Genomic DNA, 16670 nt, shown 5'->3' on the forward strand with positions numbered 1-16670 from the left:
CCGTGCCTGAACCTGTCCTGCATAAACAGGACGGAGCCAGCCATGACCGAACACGGCCACAGCCAGCAAGAGATTTTCGAACGGATCAATGCGCCTCCGGGTCGTGGGGTTCTGCGCGATGTGGTTTATGGCGGCATCGATGGCTCAGTCACGACATTCGCGATCGTTGCCGGGGTGGCCGGGGCAGGGTTGTCGCCTTTTGTCATCGTGGCACTTGGGCTGGCCAACGTGCTGGCGGATGGTTTCTCGATGGCGGCGGGCAACTACTCGGGAACCAAGGCCGAGCTCGATAACATCCACCGTATTCGAGCCATCGAGGAACGGCATATCAAGTTGTATCCGGATGGCGAGCGAAAGGAGGTGCGCGAAATCCTCGCACAAAAAGGCCTTTCAGGCAGCGTTCTGGATGACGCGACGGCTGAAATCACTTCGAACCACGACAATTGGGTCGACCTGATGATCGAGGGCGAATACGGGCTGGGCAGCGTCGACCCGCATCCCCTCAAAGCCGCGATGGCGACGTTCTTTGCCTTTCTGATCGCGGGGATGATTCCGTTGTTGCCGTTCCTCTTATCCGTTGCAGATGCGTTCACGGTATCAGCCTGGATGACTGCGGGCGTATTCTTTGCCATTGGCGCGATGAAAAGCCGGTGGTCGCTTGCCCCCTGGTGGCGATCAGGCGGAGAAACCCTGCTGATCGGGGGTGCGGCGGCAGCTATCGCCTTCTGGGTTGGCTCGTTGTTTCACCCCTGAATGGTGCTGTTGTCGCGGACGGGGTGATCAGGCTGGTCCTCAGAATCTGACCCGCTAGGGTGTTGTAAACCATTGCGAGGCACCTCGTGGCAACGGATCATCCTGAAAAAACTGTTTTGGTGCTAGGCGCTTATGGCTTCATCGGTGCTGCGGTCGTTCGGTCGCTGCATGCGGATGGCGCCTGTGTGAAGGGGCTTGTGCGCAGCCAGAAGACGGCTGAGAGGGTCCTTCCGGATATTGCGCTGATCTCGGGGGATCTACGTGATTTCAAGTCGGCGGCGGATTGACGGGGCTATCGCGGGCAGCCGAGATACTCTCGCGCAATGGTTGGCCCATTGGGATTGCCAACACGAGCGTGGTGTTTTGGTCGATGATCAATATCGCGCTGGGGCTGGCAATCTTGTGGCGTCTGTGGGCCGCACGCGCTTGCCTCGCGCAGGCTGCAATCGCCGCTTTCTATCTGATCGCCGCCACGTTGACGGAGCCAGAACTGTTGCTCGACCCTTTGGGATCGTTGGTCAAGATAGCACCGGCTTTGATGCTATCACTGATCGCGCGATCCATGTTGGAGAGCCGCTGATGGACCCGGACCTGATCCTGCGTTGGCTGCACGTGATCGGAGCGTGCGTTCTTCTGGGTACCGGCGCGGGTATCGCTTTTTTCATGCTTATCGCGCACCGAACGGCGGATGCTCGGGTGATTGCTCATACGGCGGGAATCGCGGTGCTGGCCGACACAGTTTTTACGGCCACCTCAGTCATTTTCCAGCTGATCACCGGCGTGTTGCTGGCCTGGCAACTGGGCTGGCAACTGGGCTGGTTGCTGTCGGAGGGTCGGATCGCGATATCACTGTTGCTTTACGTACTGACCGGCCTGTTCTGGCTGCCGGTGGTTTGGATTTAGGTGCGTCTGAGGGATTATGCGAGGCAGGCTGATCGGGATGGTACCTCCTTGCCAAGCAGTTACTACAAACTGTTCCGCAGATGGTTCGCTTGCGGTATTCCGGCCTTTGCCGCAGTGCTGGCGATCCCTTGGCTGATGCTGGCACGCCCTCACATCCTGCTTTTCTAGGCCGATTACCTGAGCAGCAGGCGGTATCCATGCGGATTTCCAGACTATAAACCAGCCTGTCTGCACGGTACGTTTGGCTCATCGCATCCCGGAGGTCTCGGTTGGAATCCTTGCTTGTCCTCGTTGGTCTGATCGTTCTGGCCATTCCTGTTTCGATCATCGCTTTGCTGATTGGTCAATCGCGGTTGCGTAAGCGCGTCGAACAGCTTGAGCGGCAATTGGCCAGGCAAATACCGGAAAGCGGCGCCGAAACCTCCAAGACATCAAGGCCGGAGCCGACGACGACGCAAACCAAGCCTGATCCTTGGGCAGCGGCAAAAACTTCATCTGCCACTGACGAAAATCAATCGGATATGCCGCAGGCCTCTGAGGCTGACGATCCTCCTGCCACCATCGTTTTTCGTGAGGAAAAGATTGCCGTGCTGGGCGCGTGGATGCGTGAAAACTGGTTCTATGCGGTTTCGGCGTTGTCACTGGCGTTGGCAGGGATTTTTCTGGTTCAGTACGGGGTTGAGAACGGGCTGTTGCCACCCACCGCGCGGGTCGCCGCAGCCCTGATCTTTGGCCTTCTGCTGATTGGGTCAGGTGAAGTGATCCGCCGCCGCTTTGGCGATGACGAGGACGCGTCGACCGCTTATTTACCATCGGTCTTCTCGGGCGCAGGTCTGGTGACCCTGTTCGGAGGGGTTCTGGCCGCGCGCCAGCTTTATGATCTGATCGGCCCCGAGGCCGCTCTGGCCGGTCTCGTTATCATCGCTCTGTTTGCGTTGGTCTTGGGATGGTTCCACGGGCCGCTGCTCGCCGCCGTAGGCCTAATTGGAGCCTTTGCCGCGCCCTTTTTGGTTGGAGGCGCATCGGACGATCCCAATTGGCTTTATGGTTATTTCTTTATCATCGCCATTTTGGGCTTGGGTATCGATACCGTCAGGCGTTGGGTATGGATTTCCATTTTGACGCTAGTAGGTGCATACGGGGCGGCGTTTTTGCTGGTGCTGTCTTCCCCCTCCACGGAACCGGGATATCTGACCTGTGTGACAGCACTGGCGCTTATTGCGATGGCGATACCCGTGCGCAGTATCTGGCCCGACCACACCGGCCCGATGATTGCTGAAGTCATTCGGCGACGGAAAGGGATTCCATGGCCCGTGTTTCCAACCCGAATTGCCTTTGGTGCGGTTCTCACCAGTTCCATCATCCTGTCGCTGCATTGGTCGGATTCAAGCGGTGAGTTTTGGCTGGGCGTTGCTCTGTTAACCGCTTTGATACTGGCGCTGATCCTTTGGACAAAAGCTGCGCGTGCGTTGCAGGATGTGACGGTGCTGCCTGCGTTGGGTCTGATCTGGTTTGTTCTGCTGCACGGGTTGGACGGTGGCTCCGTGTGGCGCGGCTTTGCCGACACATACGTGGAAACGGCCGAGGCCGATTATCCTTGGGTAGTCACGCTATTGGTTGCCCTCGGGGCCTTGATCAGCGTGCTCGCTGCGTGGCGGTCCTTCCACGCCGGGCGCTACGCTGTGGTCTGGGCCGGTGGTGCAGCCCTATATGCCCCGACGCTGGCGATCGCGCTTGAAGTAGGATGGCAGCCTGCAAACGTGATCGGAGCTTATGCGTGGGCCTTACACGCAATCGCATTAGGCGCGATGATGGTGGTTTTGGCCGAACGGTTTGCGCGGGCCGATGGTGAGAAACGGATGCGGCCTGCCCTGGCAACTCTGTCTGCGCTATCGTGCGTTAGCTTTGCCTGCATCATCGTACTCAGCTCTGCCGCTTTGACGGTAGCACTTGTCGCCATGATTGTTGTGGCCGCGGCGCTGGACCGGCGATTTGTTCTGGCTCCGATGAGTTGGTTCATTTGGGCGGGTGTGTTCACGGTGACCGTACGGCTTGTGCTCGACCCGGGGCTCGATTGGGCCGAAACCGCGCCGTTGATCGAAATGACCTTGGTCTATGCAGTGGCGGTTGCCGGGTTCATCATGGGGTGGGCGTTGCTAAGGTCCTTGGACCGCCCGATTGCCTCATTGCTGCTTGAAAGCGCGGCCTGGGCAACGGCGGGAATACTGCTATCGCTCTTGTTGCTGCGCTGGCTGGAAAGCTTCGGAGAAGGCGGCGCGACAGACAGCCATTGGGGGCTGGGGCTGCTGGCGGTGATCTGGCTGCTGCTGGCTTTTGCACAAATACAGCGGTTCGAGCTTGGCGGTAAGTTGAACTACGCGCGTTACGCGCTCGCGGCGTTCTTTGCGGCACACGGCATGATGCGTCTAGTTCAGGCTTTGTCTGAGGCTAACCCGTTGCTCGACCCATTTGCCGATCCCGTGCTCGGCCCGCCGGTGCTGAACACGTTGGCGGTGGCCTATCTGTTGCCTGCGCTGGCCATCGGCTTTTCGGCTTGGCGCGTCGTGACGCAGCCCGTGCTACTGAAGCAGATCAGTTATGGGGTCGCCGGTGCCCTGATCGCTTTTTGGCTGGGGCTTACAATCCGTCATGTCTGGCAGGGGGCGGGTGGCATGTATGAAGGCAACGGCGTCACCCAGCCCGAGCTTTATTCATACACCATCACCTTGTTGGTGGTCGGCGCAGGGTTGTTCTACCAGTCGCTGGCCCGCCGGTCCGATTTGATGCGCAAGGCCGGTTTGGCCGTGATTGGCCTCGCGGTGGCCAAGGTGTTTCTGATCGATATTGCCGGATTGGGCGGGCTGATCCGGGTGTTTTCGCTGTTGGCGCTCGGTCTCGCGCTGGCGGGTCTTGCATGGCTCAATCGCTGGGCCAAGCTGCGCCATTCGTCGCAAGACCCGGAACCTCTGGACCATTGAGAGCAGGCGTCCTATAAGCGCGGCCATGTTTGACCGGCTGGCCATCATTATTCGAATTATATCCCCGGCGCTCTGATATCGCGAGACGCCGGGCAAAGGTGCTTGAGTTATCGCACTGACCGCTTCGATCCATACACGACCAGAACATCCTGAGGACGCCCCAAATGTGCGCCGAAACACCTGACTACAAAGACACGCTGAACCTGCCGAAAACCGAATTCCCCATGCGTGCAGGCCTGCCCAAGCGCGAGCCAGCATGGCTGGACCGCTGGGAAAAGATCGGCGTCTATGACCGCCTTCGCGAGAAAGAGGGTCGCAAACCTTTTACCCTGCATGACGGCCCTCCTTACGCGAACGGCCATCTGCATATCGGCCACGCACTGAACAAGACCATCAAGGACATGATTGTTCGGTCCCATCAGATGATGGGCTACGATTCACGCTATGTACCCGGCTGGGACTGCCATGGCCTGCCCATCGAATGGAAGATCGAGGAACAGTACCGCAAGAAGGGCAAGAACAAAGACGAGGTGAACATCGTCGACTTCCGTCAGGAGTGCCGCAAGTTCGCCGAAGGCTGGATCGACATCCAACGCGAAGAGTTCAAGCGTCTGGGCATCACCGGCAACTGGCCCGATCCTTATATCACCATGGATTACCATGCCGAGGCCGTGATCGCCGACGAGTTCATGAAGTTCCTGATGAATGGCACGCTCTATCAGGGCTCCAAGCCCGTGATGTGGTCCCCCATCGAAAAGACCGCGCTGGCCGAAGCCGAGGTCGAGTATCACGACAAGGAAAGCTTCACCATCTGGGTGAAGTTCAAGGTTGTGAACACCGGCGATGTGACGCTGGACAACGCTTATGTGGTGATCTGGACGACGACCCCATGGACGATGCCCTCGAATAAGGCCGTGGTCTATGGCGAGGATATCTCCTACGGCCTCTACGAAGTCATCGGCCGCCCCGAGGAGTGCTGGGCGCGGATCGGTGAACGCTATCTACTGGCCGATGACCGCGCGGCGGATGTGTTTGCCCGCGCGCGTCTGGACGATACGATGTACCGTCGTCTGTGCGATGTCACGCGGGAGGATTTGGCCAAGATCCAACTGGCACACCCGCTGGCCGGGGCCGAAGGTGGCAATGGCGAATGGGACGACATCCGCGATTTCCGCGCCGCTGAGTTTGTGACCGACACCGAAGGGACCGGTTTCGTCCACTGTGCACCTTCGCACGGGATGGAGGAATTCGAGCTTTATCGCGATCTGGGCATGCTGGAGCAGGTCATCACCTATAACGTGATGGACGATGGCTCGTTCCGCGCTGATCTGCCGTTCTTTGGTGGCAAATACATCCTGTCTCGTAAGGGCGGTGAGGGTGATGCCAACAAGGCCGTCATCGACAAGCTGGTCGAGGTTGGCGGGCTGCTGGCGCGTGGCAAAATCAAGCACAGCTATCCGCATTCGTGGCGCTCGAAGGCGCCGATCATCTACCGCAACACGCCGCAGTGGTTTGCCTCGGTTGACCGCAAGCTGGAGGACGGCATGGGCGAGATGGGCGACTCCATCCGTGAACGTGCCCTGCGCTCGATTGATGAACTGGTGAAATGGACGCCGCAGACCGGCCGCAACCGTCTATATTCCATGATCGAAACACGCCCGGACTGGGTTCTGTCGCGCCAACGCGCCTGGGGCGTGCCGCTGACCTGCTTCACCAAGAAGGGGGCATTGCCGACCGACGCGGACTACCTGCTGCGCAATGACGAACTCAATGCCCGCATCAAAGCCGCGTTTGAGAAGGATGGCGCAGACGTCTGGTACACGGACGGGTTCAAGGAGAAGATCCTCGACGGTATCGCGAACCCCGACGACTACGATCAGGTTTTTGACGTGCTGGATGTGTGGTTCGACTCTGGCTCGACCCATGCCTTTGTGCTGCGTGATCGTGAGGACGGGACCGCGGACGGCATCGCTGACGTCTATATGGAAGGCACCGACCAGCACCGCGGTTGGTTCCATTCGTCGATGCTGCAGGCTTGCGGCACCAAGGGGCGTGCACCATACCGCAACGTAGTGACCCACGGATTTACGCTGGATTCCAAGGGCAACAAGATGTCCAAATCGCTGGGCAACACCATCGTGCCGGAAGAGGTCGTTAAACAATACGGCGCCGATATCCTGCGCTTGTGGGTGGCTCAGACCGATTACACCGCCGACCAGCGGATCGGACCGGAGATCCTGAAAGGGACAGCCGACAGCTATCGCCGCCTGCGCAATACCATGCGGTTCATGCTGGGCTCGCTGGCGGACTTCACCGAAGCGGATCGGGTTGCGCCTGAAGATATGCCGCGCCTGGAGCGCTGGGTGTTAAGCCGACTGTCCGATCTGGATGAGCAGGTGCGCAAAGGTTATGCAGCATTTGACTTCCAGGGTGTATTCAGCGCCGTATTCACATTCGCCACGGTTGATCTGTCATCGTTCTATTTCGATGTCCGTAAAGACGCGCTTTATTGCGACGGTGACAGCCTACGCCGCCGTGCCGCGCGGACTGTGCTGGATATCCTATTCCACCGTCTGACCACATGGCTGGCCCCAGTTCTGGTCTTCACTATGGAAGAGGTCTGGCTGGAACGGTTCCCGGCCGATGATAGTTCGGTCCATTTAATGGATTTCCCTGAAACACCCGCTGATTGGCGCCATGAAGAACTGGAAGCCAGCATGGCCAAAGTCCGCCGCGTTCGCCGCGCCGTAACCGCAGCGCTGGAAATTCAACGTCAGGACAAGGTGATCGGATCCAGCCTTGAGGCCGCACCGATCGTGCATGTCGAAGATCAGGAAACCCGCGATTTGCTTGCGACCTTCGACGTGGATGACATGTGCATCACTTCTGGTCTGGCCGTCACAGGCGATCCGGCCCCGGCCGAGGCGTTCCGAGTGCCGGAAATCGAGGGCGTAGCTGTAGTGTTCGAAAAAGCCCAAGGTGACAAATGCCAGCGCTGCTGGAAAATCCTTCCTGATGTTGGGCTGCACGCCCATCCGGGCGTATGCGGGCGCTGCAACGAGGCGCTGAGCTGACATTCGAACGGAGCGCGAGAGAGAGATCGCTGATGCGAGGCTCTGCCTCGCGCTCCGAGGTATTTTTGGCCAGATGAAGAGGCGGATCGTCAGGATGCGGGTTGCAGGTGTGGTGAAACATCTGCAACCGTTCTCTTATGCCGATGATCGCCGTAGAAACTCAGTTTGGTTGCCTTGGTGTAGAAGAGACCGACGGCGCCATCACGCGTCTTGTCTGGAATGGCCGTGACGAAGGTCTAGCCACCCCGGTTCTGCGAGAAGCGGCGGCGCAGTTGCGTGCCTATGACGAAGGGCGTTTGCAGCAGTTCGAACTGCCCTGCCGGATCAAGGGATCGGAATTTCAACGTCAGGTGTGCGATGCAATGTATGCTATCCCATTTGGTGATACGCGCACCTATGGCGAGTTGGCTAACGACCTTGGCTACTCGGCGCAGGCGGTTGGGCGCGGATGCGGGGGAAATCCCATCCCCATCATTATTCCCTGTCACCGGGTTCTGGGTGCAGATGGGAAGATGGTTGGTTTTTCAGGCCACGGCGGTGTTGAGACCAAAGTGGCTCTGCTGCGTCACGAAGGTGCTGCCAGCCTGTTGATCTGATCGGTACTTATCTGTTGCAATCGGAGCGGCACGGCCCCAACCTATATCGAATAGTGAATTTGAAGGACCGAATTGAATGACCGGCCAGACAGACCCCGCCGCACGCAAGAAAGCCATCATCGATCATCTGATGTCTTTGGAAGAACAGGAACTGGCAACCGCACAGGCACATTATGATGCCTTCCTTAAGGACTCGCAGTTGGATGACCGAGAAGGGCATGACAAGGACGACATCGCTGCCTCGCGCGAGAATGCAGATCTGGCGGCCGCCTTTGATGCGCCTGTTCATGCGCATCACGCCAAGATTGACGTGATCGAGAACACCGATTTTGGCCTCACGGATACGGTGCAGCCCGGCGCCGTAATCAAGTTCAACAATCGCCGCTTCGTCGTATGTGTCTCAACGACTCGGTTTGAGGTGGACGGCAAAACCTACATGGGCATTTCGACCCAAAGCCCAATCTATCTGGCTATGGTTGGCCTGCAAGAGGGTGACGTGTTCACCCATAACGGGACTGAGTTCGAGGTTCAGGAAGTCTTGTAATCCCGGGCCTTGCGCGGCGGAATGATCTGCTGCGCAATACCGGCCGAGACCAAATACAAGCTGGTGATCACCAGCCCCCAATGGGCCCAGCTTTCGGGGTGAAAGTCGACCCAGGCGGCCCAGCCTGCAAAGAATGTCCACGCAAAAGCCATAGGCAATGACAGGGTGCGCCAACGCTCGGTCCGGACTGGGTGAATGAATTTCAGCGGCAGGAACATTGCGACAGACAGCAAGGTGACCAGCAGCAGGATGACCCAGAAGTTGGGCTCCAGGGCGAAGATCACAATGACGAACATGTTCCAGCAGCCTGGAAAGCCAGAGAAGGAATTATCCTTGGTTTTCATGCGGGTATCCGCAAAGTACATCGCGCTTGCAAAGGTGATGACGATGATTGCGAACCAGCCGGTCCAGCCGTCCATCAGACCTGACTTAAACAAGGCGAAAGCGGGAATGAACACGTAGGTCAGATAGTCGATGATCAGATCCAGCAATACCCCGTCAAACTCGGGTGCGTTCTTCTTAACGTGATAGTGCCGCGCCAGCGGGCCATCGATGCCATCGACGATGAACGAGACAACGAGCCAGAGATACATCAGGCTCCATTTCTCTTCGACTGCTGCCAACATGGCGAGCATTGCGAAAACGGCACCTGTGGCGGTGAAGAGATGAACGGAAAGCGCTTTGAATCTGAGTGTCATGGTGGTGTCATGACGGAAGCAAGGCGCAGATGCAAAGCAAAAAGGGTCTTTGCTTCAGGCTTTTGGGTGCGTGCGGTTATAGACTTCCATCAACCGGGCCGTATCGACTGCGGTATAGGTCTGCGTGGTTGAAAGCGAGGCGTGACCCAAAAGCTCTTGGATCGCGCGCAGGTCGCCGCCCGCAGACAACAGATGGGTGGCAAAGCTGTGGCGCATCGCGTGCGGGGTGGCTGTTGCGGGAAGGCCAAGTTGCATCCGTGCCTTGGCGACCACAGCCTGAATGATTCCGGGGTTGAGCGGGCCGCCCCTGACACCTCGGAACAACGCCTTATCAGGGGATTGCGGATGTGGGCAGAGGTGAAGATAGCGATCCACCGAAGCCCGAGCGGCAGGCAAGACCGGTACGATTCTTTCCTTATCGCCCTTACCCGATATGCGCAGCGTTTCTGGCAGAGGAGCGTCCACACCGGTCAAAGACAACGCCTCGGAAATCCGCAACCCGCACCCGTAGAGGAGCGTCACAACCGCAACATCCCGTGCAGCGACCCAGTCCGATGAGGATTGTAGCTCGACCGTGTCGATCATTGCGCGCGCGGCATCTTCGGCCAGAGGTCGGGGCAGTTTCTTGGTAAATTTGGGCGCTCGGGTGGACAGCACCGCAGTAGGTTCGAACCCTTCGCGTTCGGCCAACCAGCGATAGAAGGTTTTGACGGCAGAAAGCTTGCGCGCCAGAGATCGCGCGCCGACATCAGAATTTCGCTGCTCTGCCATCCAGGCCCGCATGTCAGAAACGCTGATGCGTTCCAGCGCGGCCAGCCCTTGGCGCTCGCTGTGATGCAAGGTCATGAAGGACAGGAATTCTGTCACGTCGCCGCGATAGGCGTTGAGCGTATTTTCAGACCGCCCCGCCAGCGCCCCCAGACTGTCCAGCCAATGCTGCAGAGCATCGCGGCAGGCTGGGGAAATCAGGCTCACGACAGCCAGTGGCGCATAGAGCGTTCGAACACGCCGGCAAAGAAGGCAAGAAGATCAGTGCCAAGCTGAGGTGAGAAATGCCTCGGGTCGCGCGCGCCCATGACAATCATGCCGGGTAGGCGGCCAGTGCCAAGATCGAGTTTCAGGCAGGCCTCGGATCGTAGCTGATCGGCTTGTTTACCGTAAACTTGCGGATTGGGATGGCGGATTTCGCGCAAGGTAACCTCGCGCGGCTGACCGTTGCGGTCAGCGGTCAGATAGCTATCGATAAAGCCGGGCTCAGCCACAGTCAGCACGCCGCCGAGCTGGTTCACTACCGGATCATCGCGTACGACGGTTGTTTCGAGGACCAGAGTGATGTGATCGACTCGCAGGATTTCGGCCACGTCATTGCCTAGCGCGCGCAGGAAATCCTCGAACACGGTTGGCTCCAACAGGCGAAGAATGGCGCGATGCACCTGATTTGTGCCCGCCAAGTTCTCATACGCGGCAGCGATCACCGAGCGATGAGTGTCCTCAAGGCGGTCAAGACGCGCCTCAAGCCGCTGCATGGCGATACCGCGCAGGTCGATAACGTTGTCACCACGCGCCTGCTCATTTGCAGCCACCAAGGCCTGCATCAGGTCTTTGTCATCCAGCACGGCGTCAGGCTCAGCCAGAATTGCGGCGCGGAGATTGTCCTTGAGTTTAGGATCGCTGCTCATGTCCCGTCCGGTCGGTTTTTTTGTTTGGCGGGCTTATAACATGGGTTGCTGGATTTGCCTTGGGAAAAATGCACGCGAAAGGCGAATTTCATCGCTGCTGTGGCGGGCGCTCCCGCCTGCCCGGCGCTGATCAAAGATCAGCTTTTGCCGTTGGGCCGGGCGCGGTGCCTGATGGCACCGCGCGGCAATGCTTGGGATCAGAGGATTTTCTGACCTGTCTTGGCCCAGTCGGCCAGGAAAGTTTCAAGGCCTTTGTCGGTCAGCGGGTGGTCGGCCAGTTTTTTGATCACGCCCGGAGGTGCTGTAATCACGTCAGCCCCGATGCGGGCACTATCGGTCACGTGGTTTACGGTGCGGATCGAGGCGGCGAGGATTTCGGTCTCGAACCCGTAATTGTCATAAACTTGGCGAATATCTGCGATCAGGTCCATGCCATCGAGGTTGATATCATCCAGACGTCCGATGAAGGGCGAGATAAAGGTCGCGCCCGCCTTGGCGGCCAGAATGGCCTGATTGGTCGAGAAGCACAGGGTCACGTTGACCATCTGGCCTTCGTCGGTCAGTGTTTTACAGGTTTTCAAACCGGCCCATGTCAGCGGCACTTTGACTGCGATGTTGGGCGCGATCTTGGCCAGCTTACGGCCTTCGGCGATCATGTCGTCGGCCTCGGTGGCGACAACTTCGGCCGAGACGGGGCCGTCGACCAGATCACAGATCTCTTTGGTGACTTCCAGAATGTCGCGGCCCGATTTCAGGATCAGCGAGGGGTTAGTGGTTACGCCGTCCACCATGCCCAGATCGTTCAGTTCGGCGATGGCGTCGATTTCGGCGGTGTCTACGAAGAATTTCATGAGGGCAGTCCTTTGATGGGTTGGCCTTGGTCGCGGATGGCTTTACCTCAAAGAGACCCATGCTGGAACCCCCTGCGAAGGATATGCCGTGAGCGCTAACGGATTTTTCGACGAAGGAGAGCTGGTTGCGGTGCTGACCACGCAGCCGCTGGACCGGACGTTGGATTACAAAGCGCCCGAGGGCGGGTGCTTTCTTGGGGCGTTTGTCGAGGTGCCCTTGGGCCCGCGCAAAGTCTTGGGTGTGGTTTGGGGGCCGGGGCAGGGTGGTTTTGATCTGGCCAAGGCGCGGTCGGTGAACCGGGTGCTTGAGGTCGCGCCGATGCGTGAAGAAATGCGGGTGTTTCTGGGGAAAGTGGCTGACTACACCCTGACGCCGATGCCTGCGATGCTGCGGCTAGCAACGCGCGCGCCGGGGTTGGGCGATCCGCCCTCGATGCGCAAGGTTTATCGTTTGGGCGGTGGTCAACCGGACCGAATGACCGACGCACGAATGCGGGTACTTGAAGTTTTGCGAGACTATGGCGGCTTGGCCTTTACGCTGAAGGAACTGGCCGAGCAAGCGGGGGTCACATCTTCGGTCATTAAGGGGTTGGTCAAACAGAACGCTGTGCGTGAAGAGGACAGCCCGCGTGATCTTCCCTATCCTCATCTTGATCCTGAATTGCCGGGAAAGGACCTGACCGAGGATCAGGCGGAGGCCGTGATGCGGCTTCAGACTGGGCAACGGACGGGAGATTATGGAACGACTCTTCTGAAGGGGGTGACGGGCTCGGGCAAGACCGAGGTTTATCTTGAGGCGGTCGCCGAGGCCCTGCGCGTGGGGCGGCAAGCACTGGTCTTGCTGCCCGAGATCGCGCTTACGGCTGAATTTCTGACCCGTGTCGAGGCGCGATTTGGTGCGCGTCCGGCTGAGTGGCATTCGGGCGCGACCATGACCGAACGTCGCCGGGTTTGGCGGATGGTCGGTCAGGGTGATGCGCAACTGGTCGTTGGGGCCCGGTCAGCACTGTTTCTTCCATTTCGTGATCTTGGTCTCGTAGTTGTCGATGAAGAACACGACACCTCGTACAAACAAGAAGATGGGGTGCATTATAGTGCGCGGGATATGGCCGTTCTGCGTTCGGCCATCTGCGGAGCGCGGGTGATTCTGGCCAGCGCGACGCCTTCACTGGAAAGCTGGGCCAATGCCGAGGCGGGTAAATACGAACGGCTGGACCTGACCTCGCGTTTTGGTGCAGCAGTCCTGCCCGAAATGAAGCCGATCGACATGCGCGCCGAGCAGATGCAGGCCGGGACTTGGATTTCCCCCTCGCTGCGGCAGTCGGTGCAACAGCGTATCGAACGCGAAGAGCAGTCACTGCTGTTCATCAACCGCCGTGGCTATGCGCCCGTGACACTATGCCGGGCGTGCGGGGAGCAGATTGCCTGCGATCATTGCGACGCGCGAATGGTTGAACATCGGTTCCTCAAGCGTCTGATGTGCCATCAATGTGGTGAGACCAAGCCAATGCCAGAGGCCTGCCCATCCTGCGGGGTCGAGGGTAAACTGGCACCGGTCGGACCCGGGATTGAACGGCTGGCAGAAGAAGCCGAGGCGGCGTTCCCTGAAGCCAAAATCGCTATGCTCAGCTCTGATCTGTTTGGTTCGGCTCGTGCCCTGAAGGCCAAGATCGAAGAGATTGCCGAAGGCGATGCGGATATCGTTATCGGGACGCAACTCGTGGCCAAAGGACATAATTTTCCAAAGCTGACGCTGGTTGGGGTGATCGATGCGGACCTTAGCCTGCATGGTGCTGACCTCCGCGCGGCGGAACGAACTTTTCAATTGATGCGGCAGGTAGCGGGCCGGGCAGGTCGTGCGGAAAAACCGGGGCAGGCGTTGTTGCAGACATTCCAGCCGGAACATCCGGTGATCCGGGCGACTCTATCGGGCGATGAAGAAGGGTTCTGGAAGGCTGAAGCCGCCGGGCGTCAGGCCGCCGGGGTGCCGCCTTATGGTCGAATGGCCGGGATTGTCCTGTCTGGCCCCGAGGTCGGGCCGGTCTTCGACATCGGCAACGCCATGGCGCGCAACGATGCGCCGTTGCGCGATGTTGGTGCTCAGGTATTTGGCCCTGCTCCAGCCCCGATCGCGCGCATACGCGGGCGTCACCGCGTCCGGCTGTTAGTCAAAGCCCCGAAAGGTGCGCCTATTCAGGACGCCATAGCCCGCTGGATCGCCCCGTTGAAGTTGAAAGGCGATATCCGCCTGACCGTGGATATCGATCCGCAAAGCTTCTACTGACCCCTGCATCAGTGCAGAGCCGCTGTGCGCCGGCCGCTTTCCCCTCGCCAAAAAGTACAAATGGGCGTAGAGCATCCTCATGCTGAAACCTATGCCCTTGTCTGAGGCGCAGAGTCTTCCGCTCTGGCGCCGCCCTATGACGCTCTTGTTCGTGATGGCGTTGACCATGCCGATCGCGTTTAACGCGTGGAGTGCATTGCTGAACAATTTCGTCATCGAGGCGGCGAACTTCGACGGGGCGGATATCGGGCTTTTGCACACGGTACGCGAGATTCCGGGCTTTCTGGCCGTTGGCGTGATTGCGGTGATCATTTTCATCCGCGAGCAGGTACTGGCCATGATCTCATTGATGATGTTGGGCGTGGCGACGGCGGTGACGGCCTGGTTTCCCAGCCTTGGCGGGCTGCTGTTTGTGACGCTGTTCAGCTCGATCGGGTTTCACTACTATGAGACGGTGAACCAGTCACTGCAGCTGCAATGGCTGCCTAAAGACCGTGCGCCGCAGGTGCTTGGCTGGCTGGTGGCTATGGGCTCGGCTGCGACGGCTGTGGTCTATGGGTTGATCGTTCTGACATGGGACCGCTTCGACCTGTCCTATAACTTCGTGTTCATGGCGGCGGGCGGCGTGACGGCCTTGCTGGCATTGTTTTGCCTGATCGCTTACCCGCAATTCGACGCGCCGACGCCGCAGACCAAGAAGCTGATCCTACGCCGCCGCTACTGGCTGTATTATGCATTACAGTTCATGGCGGGCGCGCGGCGGCAGATTTTTGTCGTGTTCGCCGGTTTCATGATGGTCGAGAAATTCGGCTTTGAAGTGCACGAACTGACCAGCCTGTACTTGATCAATCTGATGATCAACATGATGGCGGCTCCGCTGCTGGGCAAGGCAGTCGCGCGGTTTGGCGAACGCCGCACGCTGATCTTTGAATATGCCGGGCTCGCGATCGTTTTCGCAGCCTATGGCGGCATCTACTGGTTTAGCTGGGGCGTGCTGCTGGCGGCGATTCTCTATGTGATCGACCATGTGCTGTTTGCTCTGGCGTTGGCTTTGAAAACTTATTTCCAGAAGATCGCCGACCCGGCGGATATTGCGCCCACTGCGGCGGTGGCATTTACCATAAATCATATCGCCGCTGTTTTCCTGCCAGCACTTTTAGGTCTGCTATGGGTCGTTTCGCCCGGCGCAGTGTTTGGTTTGGCCGCTGCAATGGCGATCATCTCGCTTCTGCTGTCACTACTGATCCCGCGTCATCCGGAACCGGGCAACGAAACCATCCTGTCGAAATACGCCCCCGCGCCCGCCGAATAAGCGACTCCGCTTGACCTTGGCGGTCGGTGCCCCTAGGCGCTGTTTCGATCGAAACAGGAGGCCCCCATGCCAACATTCACTGCTCTGACCACTTTGACCGGCAAGAAAGCCGCCGAAGGATTGGGCGAGGCGATGGAACGGCTGGACCCGGAACCAACCGGCGTCGGCGTGTTCGAGGTCGAGGATGGCTCGGGCCTGTGGGAAGTCGGCGGCTATTTTACCGAAACCCCGGATGAAACCGCGCTGGCGGTTCTGGCCGCCGCGTTCGAGGCCAAGCCCTTTGTGGTCTCGGAGCTGCCCGAAACGGATTGGGTCGCCCATGTCCGCCGCGAACTAGCCCCGGTCGAGGCCGGCCGGTTTTTTGTCTATGGAAGCCATGACGCCGACAAACTGCCCGAAGGCCGCATTCCGCTGCTGATCGAAGCTGCGATGGCCTTTGGCACGGGGCACCATGGGACAACGCTTGGTTGCCTCAAGGCTTTGGACCATCTTCTGGATCATGGGTTCACGGCCACCAAAGTTGCCGATATCGGCTGCGGTACTGCCGTGCTGGCGATGGCCGCAGCTCGAGTTTGGGATGGCGATATCATCGCCAGCGACATTGATGAGGTTGCCGTCGACGTGGCCGAGGCCAACCTTCGGGCGAACGGTATGGCGGGTGCGGTTAAATGTGTTGAAGCTGCAGGTTTCGATCACCCGGATCTGAAGGCGCATGCGCCTTACGATCTGATATTCGCCAATATCCTAAAAGGTCCGCTCGTGGCCCTTTCGCCTGAAATTTCGGCGAACCTGCGGGGGGGTGGACAAGCGATTCTATCGGGAATCCTCAATGAGCAGGCCGAAAACGTGATCTCGATTTATCTCCAAAACGGCTTCAATCTGGTTCGCCAGGATCGGATTGGTGAGTGGACGACGCTAATCTTAAGCAAACAGGGCTGAATTTAGGCCATTTACGGGAGTTTTGTGGATTTTTGCCACGTTTTTGTCGCATTCTCTAA

General features: G+C 58.8%; 14 protein-coding genes and 1 pseudogene. 11 read left to right on the forward strand and 4 right to left on the reverse strand.

Annotation, left to right across the window (positions count from 1 at the left end; translation table 11 throughout):
• The first annotated feature begins 42 nt into the window (after positions 1 to 42).
• The 8 genes and pseudogenes from ACR0BT_RS15350 to ACR0BT_RS15385 all read left to right on the forward strand — a co-directional run bounded on the left by ACR0BT_RS15350 (position 43) and on the right by ACR0BT_RS15385 (position 8848).
• Positions 43 to 753, forward strand: coding sequence for a VIT1/CCC1 transporter family protein (locus ACR0BT_RS15350; protein WP_170733278.1), 711 nt, complete (start codon positions 43 to 45; stop codon positions 751 to 753).
• A gap of 86 nt (positions 754 to 839) precedes the next feature.
• The gene (locus ACR0BT_RS15355) at positions 840 to 1040 is read left to right on the forward strand and encodes an NAD-dependent epimerase/dehydratase family protein (RefSeq protein WP_480592107.1); all 201 of its coding nucleotides are present in this window, start codon (positions 840 to 842) and stop codon (positions 1038 to 1040) included.
• The gene (locus tag ACR0BT_RS15360; RefSeq protein ID WP_480763541.1) at positions 1037 to 1333 is read left to right on the forward strand and encodes a DoxX-like family protein; all 297 of its coding nucleotides are present in this window, start codon (positions 1037 to 1039) and stop codon (positions 1331 to 1333) included. The genes ACR0BT_RS15355 and ACR0BT_RS15360 overlap by 4 nt, the downstream gene beginning before the upstream one ends.
• Positions 1333 to 1824, forward strand: a pseudogene (locus ACR0BT_RS15365) (DUF2269 family protein). The gene ACR0BT_RS15360 and the pseudogene ACR0BT_RS15365 overlap by 1 nt, the downstream one beginning before the upstream one ends.
• A 101-nt stretch (positions 1825 to 1925) precedes the next feature.
• Positions 1926 to 4634: a DUF2339 domain-containing protein gene (locus ACR0BT_RS15370; protein WP_480763542.1), complete on the forward strand. Its 2709-nt coding sequence runs from the start codon at positions 1926 to 1928 to the stop codon at positions 4632 to 4634.
• A 164-nt stretch (positions 4635 to 4798) separates the two neighbouring features.
• Positions 4799 to 7708 carry an isoleucine--tRNA ligase gene (gene ileS, locus ACR0BT_RS15375; RefSeq protein WP_480763543.1) on the forward strand — a complete coding sequence of 970 codons (2910 nt, stop codon included), beginning with the start codon at positions 4799 to 4801 and terminating at the stop codon, positions 7706 to 7708.
• 137 nt (positions 7709 to 7845) lie between these two features.
• Positions 7846 to 8304 carry a methylated-DNA--[protein]-cysteine S-methyltransferase gene (locus ACR0BT_RS15380; RefSeq protein ID WP_480763544.1) on the forward strand — a complete coding sequence of 153 codons (459 nt, stop codon included), beginning with the start codon at positions 7846 to 7848 and terminating at the stop codon, positions 8302 to 8304.
• 76 nt (positions 8305 to 8380) lie between these two features.
• On the forward strand, positions 8381 to 8848 hold the full coding sequence (locus ACR0BT_RS15385; RefSeq protein WP_170397423.1) for a hypothetical protein: 468 nt from the start codon (positions 8381 to 8383) through the stop codon (positions 8846 to 8848).
• Here ACR0BT_RS15385 and ACR0BT_RS15390 read toward each other — a convergent pair.
• The 4 genes from ACR0BT_RS15390 to fsa form a co-directional block, all read right to left on the reverse strand.
• Positions 8833 to 9546, reverse strand: coding sequence for a CDP-alcohol phosphatidyltransferase family protein (locus ACR0BT_RS15390; RefSeq protein WP_170397421.1), 714 nt, complete (start codon positions 9544 to 9546; stop codon positions 8833 to 8835). The two genes, ACR0BT_RS15385 and ACR0BT_RS15390, sit on opposite strands and share 16 nt — an antisense overlap.
• A 54-nt stretch (positions 9547 to 9600) precedes the next feature.
• Positions 9601 to 10521, reverse strand: coding sequence for a tyrosine recombinase XerC (locus ACR0BT_RS15395; RefSeq protein WP_170397419.1), 921 nt, complete (start codon positions 10519 to 10521; stop codon positions 9601 to 9603).
• A complete protein-coding gene (locus tag ACR0BT_RS15400; protein WP_170397417.1) occupies positions 10518 to 11225 on the reverse strand; it encodes a DUF484 family protein in 708 nt (235 codons plus the stop codon). Before ACR0BT_RS15400 ends, ACR0BT_RS15395 begins: the two co-directional genes overlap by 4 nt.
• A gap of 197 nt (positions 11226 to 11422) precedes the next feature.
• The gene (gene fsa / locus ACR0BT_RS15405) at positions 11423 to 12076 is read right to left on the reverse strand and encodes a fructose-6-phosphate aldolase (RefSeq protein ID WP_170397415.1); all 654 of its coding nucleotides are present in this window, start codon (positions 12074 to 12076) and stop codon (positions 11423 to 11425) included.
• An 88-nt stretch (positions 12077 to 12164) separates the two neighbouring features.
• Between fsa and ACR0BT_RS15410 the strand changes: the two genes are divergently transcribed.
• From ACR0BT_RS15410 to ACR0BT_RS15420, 3 genes are all read left to right on the forward strand, one after another.
• Entirely contained in the window at positions 12165 to 14360 is a 2196-nt protein-coding gene (locus tag ACR0BT_RS15410; protein WP_480737243.1) for a primosomal protein N', read from the forward strand.
• A gap of 79 nt (positions 14361 to 14439) precedes the next feature.
• A complete protein-coding gene (locus ACR0BT_RS15415) occupies positions 14440 to 15672 on the forward strand; it encodes an MFS transporter (RefSeq protein ID WP_170511419.1) in 1233 nt (410 codons plus the stop codon).
• A 66-nt stretch (positions 15673 to 15738) separates the two neighbouring features.
• Positions 15739 to 16611 (forward strand): 50S ribosomal protein L11 methyltransferase, encoded by an 873-nt coding sequence (locus ACR0BT_RS15420; protein ID WP_480763545.1) that lies wholly within the window; start codon positions 15739 to 15741, stop codon positions 16609 to 16611.
• Positions 16612 to 16670: the final 59 nt, after the last annotated feature.

The sequence above is a fragment of the Ruegeria sp. CJ6 genome (assembly GCF_056536665.1).